Origin of the sequence: Streptomyces sp. NPDC001502 (assembly GCF_042894785.1) — a bacterium.
Lineage (GTDB): Bacteria > Actinomycetota > Actinomycetes > Streptomycetales > Streptomycetaceae > Streptomyces > Streptomyces kutzneri.
In genome coordinates, this window is the sequence record NZ_JBIAVW010000015.1 from 109,171 (window position 1) to 126,267 (window position 17,097).

Consider the following 17,097-nt stretch of genomic DNA (forward strand, 5'->3'; position numbering starts at 1 on the left):
AGAGCTCTCCGGAGGCGGGGCGGGGTTCAGTGTGCGAAGAAGTCCGCGGCGAGGCGGTTGAAGTCGTCGAAGGCCTCGGTCTGCGCCCAGTGGCCGCAGCGCGGGAAGACGTGCAGGCGGGCGTCGGGGATGGCCTTGAGGGCGAGCAGCGCGCCGTCGAGGGGGTTGACCCGGTCCTCGCGGCCCCAGGTGAGCAGGGTGGGGTGGCTGATGCGGTGGGCCTCGCGCCAGAGCAGGGTGTCCTGCTGCCAGGCGGGGTTGGCGAAGGAGGCGCCCATGCGGGCGTTGCCGATCCGGGCGTCCGGGTCCATGGCCTGGGTGTAGCGCTCCTCGACGAGTTCGTCGGTGACGAGCGAGGGGTCGTGGACGAGCGTCGTGAGGAAGGCGCGCATCTGCTCGCGGGTGGGGTCGGCGGCCGCGGCGAATTCGAAGAGGCGCCGGATGCCTTCGGTGGGGTCGGCCGAGAAGAGGTTGACCGAAATTCCGCCGGGTCCCATGAGCAGCAGCCTGTCCACCTTGTCGGGGTGGTTCAGGGACATCCGGACGGCGGTGCCGCCGCCGAGGGAGTTGCCGATGAAGTGGGCTTTCGCGATGCCGAGTTCGTCCATGAGGGCGGCGGTCGCGGCGGCGCTGAAGCTGAAGTAGTCGCGGTCGGGTTCGGGTTTGTCGGAGCGGCCGTAGCAGGGCTGGTCGATGAGCAGGGTGCGGAACCGCTCGGCGAAGAAGGGCAGGTTGGGGCCGAAGTTGGACCAGGCGGAGGCGCCGGGTCCGCCGCCGTGGAGCAGGATGAGGACGGGGGCGTCGGCGTGGTCCGGGCCCGCCTCGTGGAAGTGGAGGTTGAGGTTTCCGGCCTTGGCCGTGCGCGAGGTGCTCTCGTAAGTGATCATCACAACATCGTGTCCTGGATGTCGAGGCCGAGCGCACCCTGGCCGAAAAGGACCAGGGCCCGCTCGGGGTCGTTGGCGGCGTGGCCGCGGCCGGTGTGCACGTCGCGCCAGGCCCGCTGGACGCGGTCGGGGCCGGTCCGCATGGCGCTGCCGCCGGCGTTCTCCATGAGGAGGTCGACGGCCGCGACGCAGCGTTCGGTGGCGAGGACCTGGTCGCGGCGGGCCCGGGTGCGCAGGGCCGTCGGGAGCTCGGCGCCGCGTTCGGCCAGCGCGTAGAGCTCGTCGATGTTGCGCCGGAGCTGGAGCCAGGAGGCGTCGATGTCGCTCGCGGCGCGGGCGATGCGGACCTGGGCGAAGGGGTCCTCGGCGACCTGCTGGCCGTAGGAGACGCGCAGCCGGTTCCGGGTCGCCTCGACGTAGCCCTCGTAGGCGCCCTCGGCGATCCCGACGATGGGCGTCGAGATGGTGGTGGTGAAGACGGAGGCGTACGGGAGCCGGTAGAGCGGTTCGGGGTTGACCTGGTGGCCGGGCACCTGGAGGGCGGTGACGGGGCCGAAGCTCAGGGCGCGGTGCCCGGGGACGAACACCTCGTCCAGGGTGATGTCGTTGGAGCCTGAGCCGCGCAGGCCGACGGTGTCCCAGACCTCCTCGACGCGGTACCGGGAGCGCGGGACGAGGAAGGTCCGCATGTCCACGGGCCGGCCCTCGGTGTCGGTGACGAGGCCGCCGAGGAGCGCCCAGTCGGTGTGGTCGCAGCCGGAGGAGAAGTGCCAGCGGCCGCTGAGGGTGAAGCCTCCGTCGACGGGGGTGACCTTGCCGGTGGGGGCGTAGGAGGAGCAGATGCGGGTGTCGTGGTCCTGGCCCCAGACCTCCTCCTGGGCGCGGGGGTCGAAGAGCGCGACGTGCCAGGGGTGGACGCCGACGACGGAGGCGACCCAGCCGGTGGAGCCGCAGGCCTTGGCCGTCTCCTTGACGGCGGCGTAGAAGAGCGCGGGGTGCGCGGCGTGCCCGCCGTACGCCCTGGGCTGGAGGAGGCGGAAGAACCCGGTGTCCGCCAGCTCCTTGATGCTCGCCTCGGGGACCTTGCGCTGGGCCTCCGCCTCGGCGGCCCGCTCGCGCAGGGCCGGGGCGAGGGCGCGGACTGCGTCGAGGACGTCTTCGTCGCTCATGGTGTCCCTTTCTCGGGGTCGGCGGCTTCGAGGTGCGGTGAACGTACGCCCGGGGGTCGGGGGCGTGGAACGCGCCGTTCCCGCTGAGTGGGAAGGCGGGGCGGGGCCCCGGTCCGGCCTCCCGGCCCACCCCCGCCCGACTGCTCGAAGTATTACTGATTGAAATACATGCTTCCCGGTGCTTCCCTCCGCGCGGGCGCCCGTGGCAGGGTCGCCCCAACGCCTCACGCAGGGGGTTTCCCGTGCTCGACCAGGTCATGGAGACCGAGCTCGCACCGCTGTCGCTGCTGGAGAAGGCCGCGCGGGTGCTGGGCGCCTTCGAGGGTCCGCAGCCGCGCCTGTCGCTCACCGAGGTCGTCCGCCGCTCCGGCATCCCGCGCTCCTCCGCCCACCGGATCCTCGACCAGCTGGTGCAGTTGCGCTGGCTGGACCGTGAGGGCCGGGACTACCGGATGGGCATGCGCATGCTGGAACTCGGCGCGCTGGCCTCCCACCACAACCGGCTGCGCCGGGCCGCCCTCCCCCTGTTGCACGCCCTGCACGAGCAGACCGGGCACGTGGTGCACCTGTCGGTGCTGGACGGGGCCGAGGTGGTCTGCCTGGAGCGGATCGGCGGCTCGGAGGCCACCACCGTGCCCTCCCGGGTCGGCGGCCGGATGCCCGCGTACAGCACGGCCGCCGGCAAGGCGATCCTCGCCTTCGGCGACCCGGAGGCGGTGGATCACGTCCTCGCGCAGGGGCTGCGGCCGCGCACGGCCCGGACGCTGATCAGGCCGCTCGCCCTGCGCGCGGAGCTGGCGGCCGTCCGCGAGCGCGGGGTGGCCCACGACCGGGAGGAGAGCTTCCGCGGCATCTGCTGCGTGGCGGCGCCCCTGCGCGGCGCGGGCCGGGCCGTGGCCGCGGTCTCGGTGTCCTCGTGCCGGGGAGAGCGTGAACTGGCCCGGCTGGGACCGGCCGTGCTGGCCTGCGCGCGGGCCGTGTGGCGCGAGCTGTACGGGCCGGGACGGGCCGGCCGGGCGGCGGCCGCGCGGACTCAGGACCCGCGGCCGGCGGTCTCGGAGCAGGAAATGGACAACATGATGGGCTGGTTGCGGTTCAGCGAGTGGATGTAGCGGGTAGTCATAGGACATCGCACCGATGAAGACTCGGGCCCGACCCCTCGCCAGGGGGCCGGGCCCGCTTCCGTGCCGCGCCGTTTCAGCCCTCGTAGGTGATCCGTACCCGTACCCGGTCGTCGCCGAGCCGCAGCGCCTGGCAGGCCAGGATGTAGCCCTCGGCGAGGTCCGTCTCGTCCAGGACCTCGTTGCGGGACAGCTCCACCTCGCCCTCGACGACCCGGCAGCAGCAGGCGCTGCAGGCGCCCTCCCGGCAGGAGTACGGAGCGGGGATCCCGGCGGCGAGCAGCGCGTCGAGCAGCGGGGTGCCGCCGGGCCAGGGCACGGTGTGCACGGTCCCGTCGAGTTCCACCTCCGCCTGCGCGGCGGCACCGTCGCGGGACGGCGGCGCGGCGGTCGGCGCGGCGGTCGGCGCGGCGGCCGCGAAGACGTCCGTGCCGAGCGAGAAGTACCGCTCGCGGTGGATCGCGCGCGGCGCGGCCCCGGCCCGGCGCAGCGCCGCCTCGGCGGCGTCCATGAACGGGCCGGGCCCGCACAGGTAGGCCTCGCGGCCGGCGTACGGGGCCGTCAGCGGCCCGAGCAGCGCGGCGGTCGGCAGCCCCTGGAGGCTCTCCAGCCAGTGCACGACGGCCAGCCGCCCCGGGTACGCCTCGGCCAGCCCCCACAGTTCGTCGCGGAAGATCACCGACTCGGCGTCCCGGTTGGCGTACACAAGGGCGACCCGGCCCCGGCCCGCGGCCAGCGCCGACTTGGCGAGGGAGAGCACCGGGGTGATCCCGCTGCCGCCCGCCACCAGCAGGAGGTCGCGGTCGAGGCCGCCGGGGCCCGGGGTGAAGGTACCCGCGGGCGGCAGGACCTCCAGCTCGTCCCCGGCGGCCACCTCCTCGCAGAGCCAGCCGGAGCCGAGCCCGCCGGGCACCCGCTTGGCGGTGATCCGCATCGGCTCCCCGGTGTGCGGGGAGCTCGCCAGCGAGTAGCAGCGGGCCGCACCACCCGGGATCCGGACGGTGAGGAACTGGCCCGGGGCGTACGGGAGTTCCGCGTCCAGGACGAGGGAGACCGCCTCGGGAGTCTCCTGGACGCGTTCCTTGACGCGGACCCGCAGCGCGCGGGCGGCCGTGTCCTGTTCCCGGAGCCGGCTGTCAGGCATCGGCGGGCACCTCCAGGGCGCCCTCCCGGACGGCCGCCTCGATGCTCGCCCGCAGCTCCCGGCAGGAGCGGACGCGGGCGCTGAGTTCGCCGGCCGCGACCCGGGCGGCGATGCGCGGGCAGCGCGCGGCGGCGTCGCCGGTCCACTGGATCTGGGTGTGGGCGGGGCTGAACTTCTCGCAGAGCACCCGGTTCCCGCACTCCTGGCAGGTGACGGGCGATCCGGCGCCCATCAGGCGTCCTGCGCCTGCGTGTGCGCCTGCGTCTGTGCCTGCGTCTGTGCCTGCGTCTGTGCCTGCGCCGCGCGGCGGGCCAGGTTGCCGGCGACCTCGGCCTTCCAGGCGGCGGTGGCCCGGCCGGTGTCGATCTCGAACTCGAAGCGCCGGACCATCTCGTCCTCGACGTCGGCGGCGTCCACGTAGAACTGCTGGTACCAGCGGCGGAGCTGGTAGACGGGGCCGTCCTCCTCGGTCAGGAGCGGGTTGTCTATGCGCGTCTTGTTCTTCCAGATCTCGACGTCCTGCTCGAAGCCGACGGCGAGGCCCTCGGAGGTGAGGCGGGCGGCGTCGGCGGCCTGGGCGTCGGTCATGCCGGGGAGCTTCTTGACGATCGCCCCGTACATGAGCATGAAGCTGTTCTCGTCGATCGGGTAGTGGCAGTTGATGAGGACGGATTCGAGCTCGACGCCGCCGCCGACGTCGCTCCACAGCTTGTCGATCATGTAGGAGGGGCCGTGGTAGGAGGCGTCGGAGCGCAGGCCGCCGCCGGTGGAGAGGGTGCCGAGGTCGACGTCGCCGCGTGGGGTGGATTCCATGTACTGGGTGGCGACGTGCCCGTCGAAGACGTTCTTGAAGTAGTGCGGGAAGGCGTAGTGCACGTAGTAGAAGTGCGCCATGTCCACGACGTTGTCGACGATCTCCCGGCAGTTGGAGTTCTCCACGCGCAGGAAGTTCCAGCTCCAGTCGCTCCAGTCGGGGCTGTCCACCCCCTCGATCTCCGGGATGGTGACGGCGGCGGGGGGCGGGTTGCCCTCGGGGTCGTGCCAGACGTAGAGCTGGCCGTTGCGCTCCAGAGCAGTCCAGGCGCGGGTCCGGGCCCGGGGCGGGACGCGGCGGGCGTACGGGATGGCGGCGCAGCGGCCGTTGCCGGACCAGCGCCAGTCGTGGAAGGGGCAGGCGAGGGTGTCGCCCTTGACGGTGCCGTGGGCGAGGTTGCCGCCCATGTGGGGGCAGTAGGCGTTGAGGACGTGCAGTTCGTCCGTCTCCTCGCCGCGGAAGACGACGAGGCGGGTGCCGAAGGCTTCGACCTCGTGCGGGGTTCCGTCCCGGAAGGGGGCGGCGAGTCCGAGGCAGTGCCAGCCGCGGGCGAAGCGGGCCGGTACGGCTGCCGCCTCGATGACGCGGGGTCCTTCTTCGGCTTCGGCCGGTGCGGTCATGGGGCCCTCCACTTCGTTGTGGTGTCGTACGTTCACGGTCGGCTGCGGCGCCGTGTCCTGGGGCTCCGCCCCAGACCCCGCGCCTCAAACGCCGGCAGGGCTGGAGTGGGTGCGCCTCGGACACCGGCGGGGCTGGGTGGGTGCGGCGGCATGACGCCGGCCGGGCTGGAGTGGGTGCGCCTCACACGCCGGCCGGGCTGGAGTGGGCGGATGCGGTGGCCAGTTCGACGGCGATGTCGATGAGCTGGTCCTCCTGGCCGCCGACGAGGCGGCGCTCGCCCGCGCGGAGCAGGATCTGGGCGCCGGACACCCCGTAGCGTTCCGCCTGCCGGTAGGCGTGCTTCAGGAAGCTGGAGTAGACCCCGGCATGGCCCATCAGGAGGGCCATCCGGTCGAGTCGGCACTCCTCGTCCATGACGGGCCGGACCACGTCCTCGGCCGCGTCGATGACGGCGAGGACGTCGATGCCGGTGCGGATGCCCATCTTCTGGCAGACGGCGGCGAAGGCCTCGACGGGCGTGTTGCCCGCGCCCGCGCCGAGCCGCCGGGTGGAGCCGTCGATCTGGAGCGCCCCGGCGCGTACGGCGGCGACCGAATTGCCGACGCCCAGGCCGAGGTTCTCGTGGCCGTGGAAGCCGACCTGCGCGTCGTCGCCGAGCTCGGCGACGAGGGCCGCGACGCGGTCGGTGACCTCGTCCATGACCATGGCGCCGGCGGAGTCGACGACGTACACGCACTGGCAGCCGGCGTCGGCCATGATCCGGGCCTGGCGGGCGAGGTTCTCGGGGGTGGTGGAGTGGGCCATCATCAGGAAGCCGACGGTTTCCAGGCCCATCTCGCGGGCGAGCCCGAAGTGCTGGACGGAGATGTCGGCCTCGGTGCAGTGGGTGGCGATGCGGCAGATCTCGCCGCCACCGGCGTGGGCGGCCCGGATGTCGTCCTTGACGCCCAGTCCCGGCAGCATCAGGAAGGCGATCTTCGCGTTCCGGGCGGTGTCGGCGGCGATCTTGATGAGTTCCTGCTCGGGGGTCTGGGAGAAGCCGTAGTTGAAGGAGGAGCCGCCGAGGCCGTCGCCGTGGGTGACCTCGATGACGGGGACGCCGGCGGCGTCGAGGGCGGCGACGACGGACCGGACGTCCTCCCCGGTGAACTGGTGGCGCTTGGCGTGCGAGCCGTCGCGCAGCGAGGAGTCGGTGATGCGGATGTCGAGGGTGTCGGAGTACGTCGTCACGCGGTGAGTCCCTTCGCGAACTCCTCGCCGACCTTGGTGGCGGCGGCGGTCATGATGTCGAGGTTTCCGGCGTACGGGGGCAGGTGGTCGCCCGCGCCCTCCACCTCCAGGAAGATCGCGACGCGGGCCTGCCCGCCGCTGAGTGCGGAGGGTTCGTCGAACTGCGGCTCGGCGCGCAGCCGGTAGCCGGGTACGTACGCGGCCACCTCCGCGGCGATCCGGTGCACGGAGGCGGTGACGGCCTCCTGGTCGGCGTCCGGCGGGATCGCGCAGAAGACGGTGTCGCGCATGATCACCGGGGGCGTGGCGGGGTTGAGGATGATGATCGCCTTGCCGCGGTCGGCGCCGCCGATCTCCTCGATGCCGCGGGCGGTGGTGCGGGTGAACTCGTCGATGTTGGCGCGGGTGCCGGGGCCGGCGGAGACGGAGGCCACCGAGGCGACGATCTCGGCGTAGGCGACGGGGACCACGCGGGAGACGGCGTACACGATGGGGATGGTGGCCTGCCCGCCGCAGGTGATCATGTTGACGTTGGCCCGGTCGAGGTGGGCCGTGAGGTTCGCGGGCGGTACGACGGCGGGGCCGACGGCGGCCGGGGTCAGGTCGACGGCCTTGATGCCGAGTTCGGCGTAGCGCGGGGCGTGCGCGCGGTGGACGTACGCCGAGGTGGCCTCGAAGACCAGGTCGGGCAGTTCGGCCCGGCCGAGCAGGTGGTCGACGCCCCGGTGGGAGGCGTCGAGTCCGGCGCGGCGGGCCCGGGCGAGGCCCTCGCTGTCGGGGTCGACGCCGATCATCCAGCGGGGCTCGATGTACGGGGAGCGCAGGAGCTTGTGGAGCAGGTCGGTGCCGATGTTGCCGGAGCCGACGATGGCGGCGGTCGCTTTCTTCATGCTGTGCCCCCTGGGGCGTCGGTCACTCAGGAGAAGGTGAGGGACACCGGGCCGAGCCCGGTGAAGTCGGCGGTGTAGGTGCGACCGGCGGTCACGTCCACGGCGCGGGTGCACGAGCCGGGCAGGATGAGGTGGCCCTTGCGCAGCGGGACGCCGAAGCGGGCGACGGTCCGGGCCAGCCAGGCGACGGCGGTGGCGGGATCGCCGAGGACGGCGTCGCCGCGGCCGGTGGCGAGGGTCTCGCCGCCGCTCGCGAGGCGCGCTTCGACGGACTTGAGGTCCAGCTCGCGCGGGTCGCGGCCCTCGCCGATGACGTAGCCGGCGGAGGAGGCGTTGTCGGCGACGGTGTCCGCGAGGGAGATCCGCCAGTCGGCGATGCGGCTGTCGATCAGTTCCAGGGCGGGGACGACCCGTTCGGTGGCGGCCAGGACGTCGGCCTCGGTGCAGCCCTCGCCGGGGAGGTCGGCGCCGAGGACGAAGCCGACCTCGACCTCGATGCGGGGCGCGCAGTAGGCGGCGACGGGGACGGGGGTGTCCTCGCGCAGTTCCATGGTGTCGAGGAGGTGTCCGTAGTCGGGCTCGTCGACGCCCATCATGGCCTGCATCACGGGGGACGACAGCCCGACCTTGTGCCCGGTGACGGCGGCGCCCTCGGCGCAGCGGCGGCGGATGCCCAGGAGCTGGATCTCGTACGCGTCCTGCGCGTCGATGGCTTCGTACCGCTCGGTCAGCGGCCGTACCGGGGCCCTCCGGTGCTGTGCCGCGTACAGGATCTCGGCGGCCTCGCGCCGGTGCCGGTCGTTCAGCATGGGGGTCCTTCCGGCCGCGGTGGTGCGTGGTGTGTGGTGCCGCAGACGGTAGGCGGGGCGCGGGCGCGGGCGGGAGGCCGTGTTCCCGCTGAGCGGGAAAGCCCGCCGACGCTCGGGACGGGAGCCGCCATGCTCCGTTAACTCCATGGTCCAACGGCTATTTCGATTGCGTTAAATGCCGTCAGTAGGCCCCTGACCTGGCTTTCGATCGTTACTAAACTCTGTTAAGTTTTCTTCTGCCGATAACTCCTGAGGAGGGGGAAATGGCCACAACTCTGGGCCCTGCCATGCCCGTACCGGACGATCTCCGGTCGGTGATGCGCCTGTTCCCGACCGGCGTCACCGTGCTGTCGTCGGGACAGGGCGCGCACGCGGCGGCGATGACCGCCAACTCGTTCGTCTCGATCTCGCTCGAACCACCCCGCGTCCTGGTCTCCGTCATGAAGTCCTCCCGGACCTACCCGGCGATCGACACGACCGGGGAGTTCCAGGTCCACCTGCTCTCCGGCCGACAGGGCGACCTGGCGCGGCTGTTCGCCTCCCGTGACAAGCCGTTCGGGCGGGAGCTGGACGCGCACTTCACCACCGAGGGCGAGGGCGTGGAGGCCCGCCCGTACCTGCCCGGCGCCCTGGCCTCCCTCGGCTGCCGGATCGAGGAGCGGTTCCCCGGCGGGGACCACACGCTCTTCCTCGGGCGCGTCGAACACGTACGCCCCGGCGAGGACACCGGAGGCGCGCTGCTGTTCCACCGGGGCCGGCTCACCCCCGCCCCGGCGGGCGCGGAGTGAGCCCCGAAGCCGCAGCAGGGCCTCTCACGCCGTCGGCGGTGACAGCCGTACGGGCCGTGCGCGGCGCGACCACGGTGGCCGAGGACACCCCCCGGCACATCGCCGCCGCCACCCGCGAGCTCGTCGCCGAACTCCTGGTCCGCAACGGCCTGGAGCGCGAGGCCGTCATCAGCCTGCTGTTCACCTGCAGCCCGGACCTCACCAGCGACACCCCGGCCCTCGCGCTGCGCGAGGAGGGCTGGGAGGTGCCCGCGCTGTGCGCGGCCGACACCGCCTGGGCCGGCGCGCCGGCCCGCACCGTACGCGTCCTGGCCCACGTCACCTCGTACGGCCCGCTCGCACCCGTCTACCTCGGCGACTCCGCGCCCACCCGTCCCGCGCAGTCCCCCCGGTAGATCAGTCCCACCAGTCGTCCACCTCACCGACCACCCACATCACGATCGAGGTCGAGGCATGCAAGACCCGTCCCTGTACCCGGATCTCAAGGCCGTGCTGGAAGAACTCCAGCAGGCCCTCGGCGCGGAACGCGCGCGGCACGACGCCGGCGCACCGCTGCCGCCGGACCCCAACGTCTCCGCGTTCGCCCCGCGCGACACCCGTGCCGTCCTGCGTCCCGGTTCGGTCGCCGACGTGACGGCCCTGGTCGGCGCCTTCCACCGCGCCAAGGCCGCCGGCGCCGGACTCCCCGGCCTCCAGCCCCTCTCCACCGGCCGCAACTGGGGGCTCGGCTCCAAGGAGCCGGCCGCCGGCCCCGTCGTACGGGTCGAACTGGCCGGGCTCGACGCCCTGCGCGCCCTCGACACCGAGGCGGGCTACGCGGTCGTCGAGCCGGGCGTCACCCAGAAGGAACTCTCCGAACTGCTGGCCGGCACCGGCCGGATGCTGAACGTCACCGCGTCCTCCGGCCACACCAGCGTCCTGGGCAACACCGTGGACCGCGGGGTGGGCCTGCGCCACCAGCGCACCGAGGACCTGCTCGGCCTGGAGGTCGTCCTGCCCGACGGCTCGGTCGCCCACATAGGCTGGTGGCCCGGCGACGGCGTGCACGGCAAGGGCGACGGCTTCAACCCGCTCGGCCTCGGCCCCAGCCTGCTGCACCTGTTCACCCAGTCCGACCTCGGCATCGTCACCGCCGCCGTGGTCCGGCTGCTGCCGCGCCCGCTGCACCAGAGCACCGTCCGCGCGGGGTTCCACCGCGAGACGCTGCACCAGGCCGTCGACGCGCTGCGCACGTGGAAGGCGAACGGCCTGATCGCGGGCGTCATCAAGGTGTACGACACCGCCTCGACGGCCACGTACGGCGGCGGGGACACCGCCGGCGGCTACGTCGCCCACCTGAGCGTGGAGGGCACCGAGCGCTCGGCCGCCGCCCTGAAGACGGCCCTGCTGGCCGAGATGGCCGAGACGGGCCTGTTCACCTCGGTCACCTCCAGCGACGAGGAGGCGCCCGCCGACGAGGACGTCGTCGCCCACGTGGTGCACGCGGCCTACCGCGGTTCGGTCGCGCACAACGAACGGATGCTCGCCTCGGCCACCGGCGCCGCCGCCGAGCGGGTGGACACGGACGGCAACGGCTGGCTGTTCTTCCTGCCGTTCCTGCCCTTCGACGGCGCCTCGGTGGTCCGGGCCCTGGACATCCTCGACCGCATCCACCTGGCGACCGGCATCCGGCCCGGCTCCACCGTCAACGCGCTCGACGCCGACGTCATCGACCTGGTCGTGTCCTTCCCCTTCGACCGCGCCACGCAGACCGAGGCCGCCCACCGGGCGCTCGACCTCGCCCACCTCTGGTTCGGCGAGGCGGGCCTGCGCCCCTACCGGCTCGACTCCGGTCACTCACGCGCCGCCACCGGCACGGCCGGCACCGCCGGCACCGCCGAGGCCGCCCTCCAGCGCGCCCTGCGCGAGGCCGTCGACCCGCACGGGGTCATGGCCGCCGGCCGCTACGCATGACCGCCGCCCCGTCCCGCCCGCCCCGCACCCCCGATGAGAACGTGATGACGACGATGCCGTACGTACCCGACACCGCCGAGGCGATCCTGGACCGCGCCCGCGCCCTCGTGCCCGTGCTGCGGGAGAACTCCCCGCGCATCGAGGCCGAGCGCCGGCTGCCCGAGGACATCGTCGAACTGCTCCGCGGGGCCGGCGTGTTCCGCGCCGCCATGCCCAAGACCTGGGGCGGCCCGGAGCTGACCTCGATGCAGCAGGCCGAGCTCCTGGAGATCCTCTCCGCCGGCGACGTCTCCGTCGGCTGGTGCGCGATGATCGGCATGGACTCCGGGATCTACTCCGGCTACCTCGACGACGAGGTCGCCCGCGGCATGTGGCCCACCCTCGACATGGCCAACTCCGGCTGGATCTATCCGCAGGGCAAGGCGGTCCGGGTGCCCGGCGGCTTCCGGGTCACCGGCCGCTGGAAGTTCGGCTCCGGCTCCTCGCACTGCGACTGGCTGGGCGCCGGCGTCCACGTCTTCGGCGAGGACGGCAAGCCGGAGGCCGACCCGGTGACCGGCGCCGCACGCCACTGGCGGGTGATGATCGCCCACCCCGGCGACTACGAGTTCCACGACACCTGGCACACCACCGGTCTGGCCGGCTCCGGCTCGCAGGACTACTCCTGCACCGACCTCTTCGTGCCCGAGGAGCGTTCCTTCTCCTTCTCCGAGCCCCGGCGGACCGGCCCGCTGCACGCCACCCCGGACGCCATCCTGCGCAAGATGCCGGGCATCCCGCTCGGCATGGCGCGCGCCGCGCTGGACCACGTACGCGAGCTGGCAGCGCAGCGGACCGACCGCGAGACCGGCACCCCGTGGCGCGAGGACTACCGGATCCAGTCGGCGATCGCCCGCCTGGAGGGGGAGCTGATCGCCGCCCGCGCCGGTGTCTACAGCACCCTCCAGGTGCAGTGGGACGCGCTCGCCTCCGGTGACGAACTGAGCGACGACGCCCGCGTGGCCACCGCGATCGCCCGGCGCCACGCCTTCCGCACGGCGCGCTCCATCGTCCACGAGCTCTTCGACCTCGTCGGCGGATCGTCCGTCTACAAGCCCCATCCGCTGGACCGGTGGCTGCGCGACGCCAACACCATGTGCCAGCACGCCGTCGCCCAGGACTCGGTGCTCCAGCTCACCGGCAACGTCCTGCTGGGCGGCTCCTCCACCTCCCCGTTCTTCTAGAAACAGAGACGAGAGAAGCGTCCGACCGTCATGGATTCCATACGTGTTGTGCTGTTCACCGAAGTCAATTCCAAACTCGGATCACCCTTCCTGAGCATCCTGCACGGCCACCCGAACGTGGAGCTGGCCGCCCTGGTCACCTCACCGCCCGGGAAGCTGTGCGCGTACTTCACCGATGACGAGGAGGCCGTCGACGTCGCCGACCATGCGCGCGCCCTGGGCGTACGCGTCCTGCGCCCGCGCTCGGCGAACGACCCCGACGCCGTGGAGGCCCTCGCCGCGCTGGACGCCGACTACTTCCTCGTCGGCAATTTCCAGCAGCTGCTGAAGGCTCCGCTGCTGGCGCTGCCGCGCCGTACCTCGGTCAACTTCCACCCCTCGCCGCTGCCGGAGTTCGCGGGGCTGGCGCCCTTCTACTGGATGGTCCGCGAAGGGGCCGCGGAGAGTTCCGTCTCCGCCATCGAGATGGGCGTCGAACTCGACGACGGCGACCTGCTGATGCAGCACCACATCCCGCTCTCGGGCCGCGAGACCGGCCTGGAGCTGCGCACCATGCAGGAACGCGCCAACGTCCTGATGCTGCTCGACCTGATCCCGCATCTGGTGGAGGGCACCCTGGAGCGCACGCCCCAGGACCTGTCCCGCCGCTCCTACTACGGGCGGCCCCGCGACGAGCACTACCGGCTCGACTTCGGCCGGCCGGCCGCCGTCGTGGAGCGCCACGTACGGGCGGCCTACCGCAATCCCGGTGCCTGGTTCACGGCCCCCGGCGGGCAGCGCATCCGGCTGCTGTCGGCGGCGTACGGGGAGGGCGGCGGTCCCGCGTCCGGCGGCCGGCCGCCCGGCACGCTGGTGCGCGACGGCAGCGGGCTGTACGTGGCGTGCGCGGACGGCGAGTGGCTGCGGCTGGTCACGGTGGAATGCGCAGGACGTGAGGTGGCGGTCGACGACCCGGTCCTCGCGCTCCTCGGCGAAGCGACGACGGTGGGTTGAGAGATGTCTTTGTTCGAAGCGACACAGCAGGCCGAGGTGCCGACCGAGGTGCGGCGGGTCCTGCACGTCCCGGCGGGTGGCGGCAAGGCCACCTGGCTGTCCGGTGACGTCTACAGCGTCAAGGCGGGCGCGGTCGAGACCGGCGGTTCCATCGCCGTGCTGGAGGCGTCCGTACCGCCCGGCGGCGGCCCCCCGCCGCACCGCCACGCCGACGAGGACGAGGCGTTCTACGTCCTGGACGGCCGGCTGACCATCCGGGTCGGCGAGAACACGTACGAGGCGGCCACCGGCGACTTCGTGTTCGTGCCGCGCGGTACGGCGCACCAGTTCCACAACCACTCCCTGCACACGGCGAAGCTGCTGCTGATCTTCACGCCGGGCGGGGTGGAGAACTTCTTCCTGGAGGCCGGTACGGAGCCCACCGCGGGCGTGCCGGTGCCGGTGGAGGACCCTCCGGGCGTGGCCGAGGTCGGGGCGCGGTACGGAGTGGTTCCGGCCAGTTTCGACTGACCCCGGACTGCTGTGCCACCTTTCTGAAACGACCGGTTGGAAATGGGGTAGCCTCGTGCTCATGGCAAGGCCCAAGGAGTTCGACCCGCAGACCGCCCTCGTGGCGGCCATGGAGCTCTTCCGCCGCCAGGGGTACGAGGCCACCTCGATCCAGGACCTGGTGGACGCGCTGGGCATCAACCGCTCCAGCATGTACGCCGCCTACGGTTCCAAGCACGACCTCTACCTCAAGGCGCTGGACCTGTACTGCGCCGTCGAGGCGGACCGGGCGCAGGAGAGCCTCGCCGAGTCCGACGAGGGTCCCGCCCTGCCGGTCCTGCGCGCCTTCCTCCTCTCCTACGTCGAGTCCGCGCTGGCCGATCCGCTGCGCGGCGGGTGCATGGTCACCCACGGCGTGCTGGAGCGGCTGCCGGGGGACGCGAAGGCCGCCGAACGGCTCGGCGGGGCGCTGGGCTCCCTGGAGGAGGCCTTCGCCTACCTCCTGCTGCGGGCCCGGGTGGCCGGGGAGCTCGCGCCCGGCACCGACGTGCGCACCACCGCCCGCCTCCTCGTCACCCTCACGCAGGGACTGCGCGTCATGGAGCGGGCGGCGGACCGGGACTACCTGACCCAGGTCGTCGACCAGGCCCTCAAGGGCCTGTCCTGTACCGGCTGACACCCGTCCGGCGTCCGGCTCTGCGGACCTGCTGACCTGCTGACCTGCTGACCTGCTGACCTGCTGACCTGCTGACCTGCTGACCTGCAACCACCTTGCTCCGCCCCTGGGTTGCGCCTGCCCACGTTCTGGAACGATCGTTTAGTTATAGAAAGGTTGTGACGGCCGTGCCCAAGGCCGTGTACGTCCTCGCCCTCGGCATCTTCGCCATGGTCACCAGCGAATTCGTGGTGGCCGGCCTGATGCCCCAGATCTCCGAAGGACTCGGGGCCACCATCCCCCAAGTCGGCTACCTGATCACCGCGTTCGCCGTCGCCATGGCCCTCGGCGGGCCGTTCCTGGCCACCGCCGTGCTGAGGCTCCCGCACAAGAGCGCCCTGATGGTGCTGTTCGCGGTCTTCCTCGGCGGCAACATCCTGGCCGCCCTGTCCACCGACTACGTGACGATGGCCATCGGGCGCGTCATCACGGGTGTCGCCTCCTCCGCCTTCTTCGGCGTCTCGCTCTCGGTCGTCGCCGAGATCACCAAGCCGGAGATGCGCGGCAAGGCGATCGGCGCCGCCATGAACGGGCTGATGCTCGGCACCCTGCTCGGCCTGCCCATCTCCACCTTCGTCGGCGGCCAGTTCGGCTGGCGGGCCGCCTTCTGGGCGATCTCGGGGCTGACCGTGCTCGCCGCTCTCGCCACGATTGTCGGCGTCCCCTCCGTGACCGGCGCCGAGGGGGAGGCCGGACCCTCCGTCAAGGAGGAGATGCGCGCCTTCAAGAACCCGCGGCTGTGGCTGGTGTTCTCCACCTCCACGCTGATCATCGGCGCCACCTTCTCCGCCTTCAGCTACTTCACGCCGATCCTGACCGAGCTCACCGGCTTCAGCGAGGGCTCGGTGCCGTGGCTGCTGGTCGCCTACGGAGCCGCGACCGTCGTCGGCAACAACATCGTGGGCCGCTTCGCCGACAAGCACACCATCGTCACCCAGCTCGTCGGGCTCGGGCTCAACATGGTCTTCCTCGCCGGCTTCGCCGTCTTCGCCGAGGTCACCGCGCCCGCGCTGATCTTCATGATGGGCATCGGCCTGGTCGGCGTCACCATGAACCCCTGCATGATCACCCGGGTCCAGCGCACCGCGAACGCCCGCCCGCTGGTCAACACCGTGCACTCCTCCTTCATCACTCTCGGCATCGTCATCGGCTCCTGGCTCGGCGGTGTCGGCATCAACGCCTACGGGCTCCGGGCCCCGCTCGTACTCGGCGTGATCATGGCCTTCCTCGGCCTGTTCACCCTCCTGCCGGACCTGCGGGCCAAGAAGGACGGCAGCGGCGGCGCCGCCCCGGCCGCTCCCGAGCGGCAGCCCGCCACGGCCTGAGCCCGCCACCCTTTCCCTTCACCCAACTCCCCCGCACAGAACAGGAATTGATGTGACGACCACTCTCCACGGCGTGGCCCTGGTGACCGGCGGCTCCCGCGGCATCGGCGCCAAGATCGCCCGTACGCTCGCCGCCCACGGCGCCGACGTCGCGATCACCTACCGCTCGAACAAGGAACAGGCTGAGGAGGTCGCCGGGCAGGTACGGGCCCTCGGGCGCCGCGCCGTGGCCGTCGAGGCCGACGCCGCCGACGCCGAGGCCGTGACGGCCGCGGTGGACCGGGTCGTGCGCGAACTCGGCCCGGTCCGCATCCTCGTCAACAACGCCGGCTACGGGGACATGACCTGCCCGCCGCTCGCCGAGGTGCCGCTGGCCACCCTCGACCGGACCCTGGACGTCAACGTCCGCGGCGCCTTCCTCACCGCGCAGGCCGTCTCCCTGGCCATGCCCGACGGCGGCCGCATCGTCAACGTCGGCTCCTGCCTCGCCACGCAGGTCCCGGCCGCGGGCTTCACCCCGTACGCCATGTCGAAGGCGGCGATCCAGGGCCTGACCGTGGGCCTCGCCCGTGACCTGGGCGAACGCGCCATCACCGTCAACCAGGTGGCGCCCGGCTCCATCGACACCGACATGAACCCCGCCGACGGCCCCTCCGCCGACTTCCAGCGCGGCCTGAACATCTTCGGCCGCTACGGCCGGGCCGCGGAGATCGCGAGCGCGGTCCTCTACCTGGCGAGCGACGAAGCCTCGTTCGTCACGGGCACCACCCTGACCGTCGACGGCGGCGCCAACGCCTGACCGGCAGGACCAGGGGGTGTCCTGCCGGTCAGGCCTGGCCCGACCGGCAGGACACCCCCACCTGGACCCCGGGCCCCGGAGGCGCACAGAGCCCCCCGCTCGCCTCCGGGGCCCGGCTTTACGCCCA

18 protein-coding genes are annotated in these 17,097 nt (G+C 72.5%); 10 read left to right on the top strand and 8 right to left on the bottom strand.

The features are described 5' to 3' along the window. Window positions 1–26 precede the first annotated feature (26 nt). Both hsaD and hsaA read right to left on the bottom strand, forming a co-directional pair. Window positions 27–887 (bottom strand): 4,5:9,10-diseco-3-hydroxy-5,9,17-trioxoandrosta-1(10),2-diene-4-oate hydrolase, encoded by an 861-nt coding sequence (hsaD, locus tag ACFY0D_RS25305; RefSeq protein ID WP_390800331.1) that lies wholly within the window; start codon window positions 885–887, stop codon window positions 27–29. Then, a complete protein-coding gene (gene hsaA, locus ACFY0D_RS25310) occupies window positions 887–2,056 on the bottom strand; it encodes a 3-hydroxy-9,10-secoandrosta-1,3,5(10)-triene-9,17-dione monooxygenase oxygenase subunit (protein ID WP_390800332.1) in 1,170 nt (389 codons plus the stop codon). The genes hsaD and hsaA overlap by 1 nt, the downstream gene beginning before the upstream one ends. 242 nt (window positions 2,057–2,298) lie before the next feature. Between hsaA and ACFY0D_RS25315 the strand changes: the two genes are divergently transcribed. Beyond that, entirely contained in the window at window positions 2,299–3,168 is an 870-nt protein-coding gene (locus tag ACFY0D_RS25315; RefSeq protein ID WP_390800333.1) for an IclR family transcriptional regulator, read from the top strand. Between the two features lie 85 nt (window positions 3,169–3,253). Here the strand turns inward: ACFY0D_RS25315 and ACFY0D_RS25320 are convergent, their stop codons facing one another. From ACFY0D_RS25320 to ACFY0D_RS25345, 6 genes are all read right to left on the bottom strand, one after another. Next, window positions 3,254–4,321 (bottom strand): 2Fe-2S iron-sulfur cluster-binding protein, encoded by a 1,068-nt coding sequence (locus ACFY0D_RS25320; protein WP_390800334.1) that lies wholly within the window; start codon window positions 4,319–4,321, stop codon window positions 3,254–3,256. Then, entirely contained in the window at window positions 4,314–4,553 is a 240-nt protein-coding gene (locus tag ACFY0D_RS25325) for a hypothetical protein (protein ID WP_390800335.1), read from the bottom strand. The genes ACFY0D_RS25320 and ACFY0D_RS25325 overlap by 8 nt, the downstream gene beginning before the upstream one ends. Next, window positions 4,553–5,755, bottom strand: a complete 1,203-nt coding sequence (locus ACFY0D_RS25330) for a Rieske 2Fe-2S domain-containing protein (RefSeq protein WP_390800336.1) — start codon at window positions 5,753–5,755, stop codon at window positions 4,553–4,555. Before ACFY0D_RS25330 ends, ACFY0D_RS25325 begins: the two co-directional genes overlap by 1 nt. A 181-nt stretch (window positions 5,756–5,936) precedes the next feature. Then, window positions 5,937–6,986 (bottom strand): 4-hydroxy-2-oxovalerate aldolase, encoded by a 1,050-nt coding sequence (gene dmpG, locus ACFY0D_RS25335; protein WP_390800337.1) that lies wholly within the window; start codon window positions 6,984–6,986, stop codon window positions 5,937–5,939. Further along, window positions 6,983–7,876, bottom strand: coding sequence for an acetaldehyde dehydrogenase (acetylating) (locus tag ACFY0D_RS25340; protein WP_390800338.1), 894 nt, complete (start codon window positions 7,874–7,876; stop codon window positions 6,983–6,985). The genes dmpG and ACFY0D_RS25340 overlap by 4 nt, the downstream gene beginning before the upstream one ends. Window positions 7,877–7,902: 26 nt before the next feature. Beyond that, entirely contained in the window at window positions 7,903–8,685 is a 783-nt protein-coding gene (locus ACFY0D_RS25345; RefSeq protein ID WP_390800339.1) for a 2-keto-4-pentenoate hydratase, read from the bottom strand. 263 nt (window positions 8,686–8,948) lie between these two features. On the opposite strand from ACFY0D_RS25345, the gene ACFY0D_RS25350 reads away from it, so the two are divergent. The 9 genes from ACFY0D_RS25350 (at window position 8,949) to ACFY0D_RS25390 (ending at window position 16,970) form a co-directional block, all read left to right on the top strand. Further along, the gene (locus ACFY0D_RS25350; RefSeq protein ID WP_390800340.1) at window positions 8,949–9,473 is read left to right on the top strand and encodes a flavin reductase family protein; all 525 of its coding nucleotides are present in this window, start codon (window positions 8,949–8,951) and stop codon (window positions 9,471–9,473) included. A gap of 38 nt (window positions 9,474–9,511) precedes the next feature. After that, window positions 9,512–9,868, top strand: coding sequence for a chorismate mutase (locus ACFY0D_RS25355; RefSeq protein ID WP_390800341.1), 357 nt, complete (start codon window positions 9,512–9,514; stop codon window positions 9,866–9,868). A 58-nt stretch (window positions 9,869–9,926) separates the two neighbouring features. Beyond that, complete coding sequence (locus tag ACFY0D_RS25360) at window positions 9,927–11,426, top strand: FAD-binding oxidoreductase (protein ID WP_390800342.1); 1,500 nt, start codon at window positions 9,927–9,929, stop codon at window positions 11,424–11,426. A 44-nt stretch (window positions 11,427–11,470) separates the two neighbouring features. Beyond that, entirely contained in the window at window positions 11,471–12,649 is a 1,179-nt protein-coding gene (locus ACFY0D_RS25365) for an acyl-CoA dehydrogenase family protein (RefSeq protein WP_390800343.1), read from the top strand. Window positions 12,650–12,697: 48 nt separating this feature from the next. Beyond that, complete coding sequence (locus tag ACFY0D_RS25370) at window positions 12,698–13,642, top strand: methionyl-tRNA formyltransferase (protein ID WP_390800344.1); 945 nt, start codon at window positions 12,698–12,700, stop codon at window positions 13,640–13,642. 3 nt (window positions 13,643–13,645) lie between these two features. Then, complete coding sequence (locus tag ACFY0D_RS25375; protein WP_051774646.1) at window positions 13,646–14,152, top strand: cupin domain-containing protein; 507 nt, start codon at window positions 13,646–13,648, stop codon at window positions 14,150–14,152. Window positions 14,153–14,213: 61 nt separating this feature from the next. Next, on the top strand, window positions 14,214–14,807 hold the full coding sequence (locus tag ACFY0D_RS25380; RefSeq protein WP_390800345.1) for a TetR/AcrR family transcriptional regulator: 594 nt from the start codon (window positions 14,214–14,216) through the stop codon (window positions 14,805–14,807). A gap of 167 nt (window positions 14,808–14,974) precedes the next feature. After that, complete coding sequence (locus tag ACFY0D_RS25385) at window positions 14,975–16,171, top strand: MFS transporter (protein ID WP_390800346.1); 1,197 nt, start codon at window positions 14,975–14,977, stop codon at window positions 16,169–16,171. Window positions 16,172–16,217: 46 nt separating this feature from the next. Then, the gene (locus tag ACFY0D_RS25390) at window positions 16,218–16,970 is read left to right on the top strand and encodes an SDR family NAD(P)-dependent oxidoreductase (protein WP_390800406.1); all 753 of its coding nucleotides are present in this window, start codon (window positions 16,218–16,220) and stop codon (window positions 16,968–16,970) included. Window positions 16,971–17,097: the final 127 nt, after the last annotated feature.

Bases quoted from the DNA above. Each gene is read 5' to 3' on its own strand.
- ACFY0D_RS25345 (WP_390800339.1), bottom strand. From the start codon at position 8,685: ATGCTGAACGACCGGCACCGGCGCGAGGCCGCCGAGATCCTGTACGCG.
- hsaA (WP_390800332.1), bottom strand. From the start codon at position 2,056: ATGAGCGACGAAGACGTCCTCGACGCAGTCCGCGCCCTCGCCCCGGCC.
- ACFY0D_RS25325 (WP_390800335.1), bottom strand. From the start codon at position 4,553: ATGGGCGCCGGATCGCCCGTCACCTGCCAGGAGTGCGGGAACCGGGTG.
- ACFY0D_RS25330 (WP_390800336.1), bottom strand. From the start codon at position 5,755: ATGACCGCACCGGCCGAAGCCGAAGAAGGACCCCGCGTCATCGAGGCG.
- ACFY0D_RS25350 (WP_390800340.1), top strand. From the start codon at position 8,949: ATGGCCACAACTCTGGGCCCTGCCATGCCCGTACCGGACGATCTCCGG.
- hsaD (WP_390800331.1), bottom strand. From the start codon at position 887: ATGATCACTTACGAGAGCACCTCGCGCACGGCCAAGGCCGGAAACCTC.
- ACFY0D_RS25365 (WP_390800343.1), top strand. From the start codon at position 11,471: ATGACGACGATGCCGTACGTACCCGACACCGCCGAGGCGATCCTGGAC.
- ACFY0D_RS25320 (WP_390800334.1), bottom strand. From the start codon at position 4,321: ATGCCTGACAGCCGGCTCCGGGAACAGGACACGGCCGCCCGCGCGCTG.
- ACFY0D_RS25375 (WP_051774646.1), top strand. From the start codon at position 13,646: ATGTCTTTGTTCGAAGCGACACAGCAGGCCGAGGTGCCGACCGAGGTG.
- ACFY0D_RS25360 (WP_390800342.1), top strand. From the start codon at position 9,927: ATGCAAGACCCGTCCCTGTACCCGGATCTCAAGGCCGTGCTGGAAGAA.
- ACFY0D_RS25340 (WP_390800338.1), bottom strand. From the start codon at position 7,876: ATGAAGAAAGCGACCGCCGCCATCGTCGGCTCCGGCAACATCGGCACC.
- ACFY0D_RS25380 (WP_390800345.1), top strand. From the start codon at position 14,214: ATGGCAAGGCCCAAGGAGTTCGACCCGCAGACCGCCCTCGTGGCGGCC.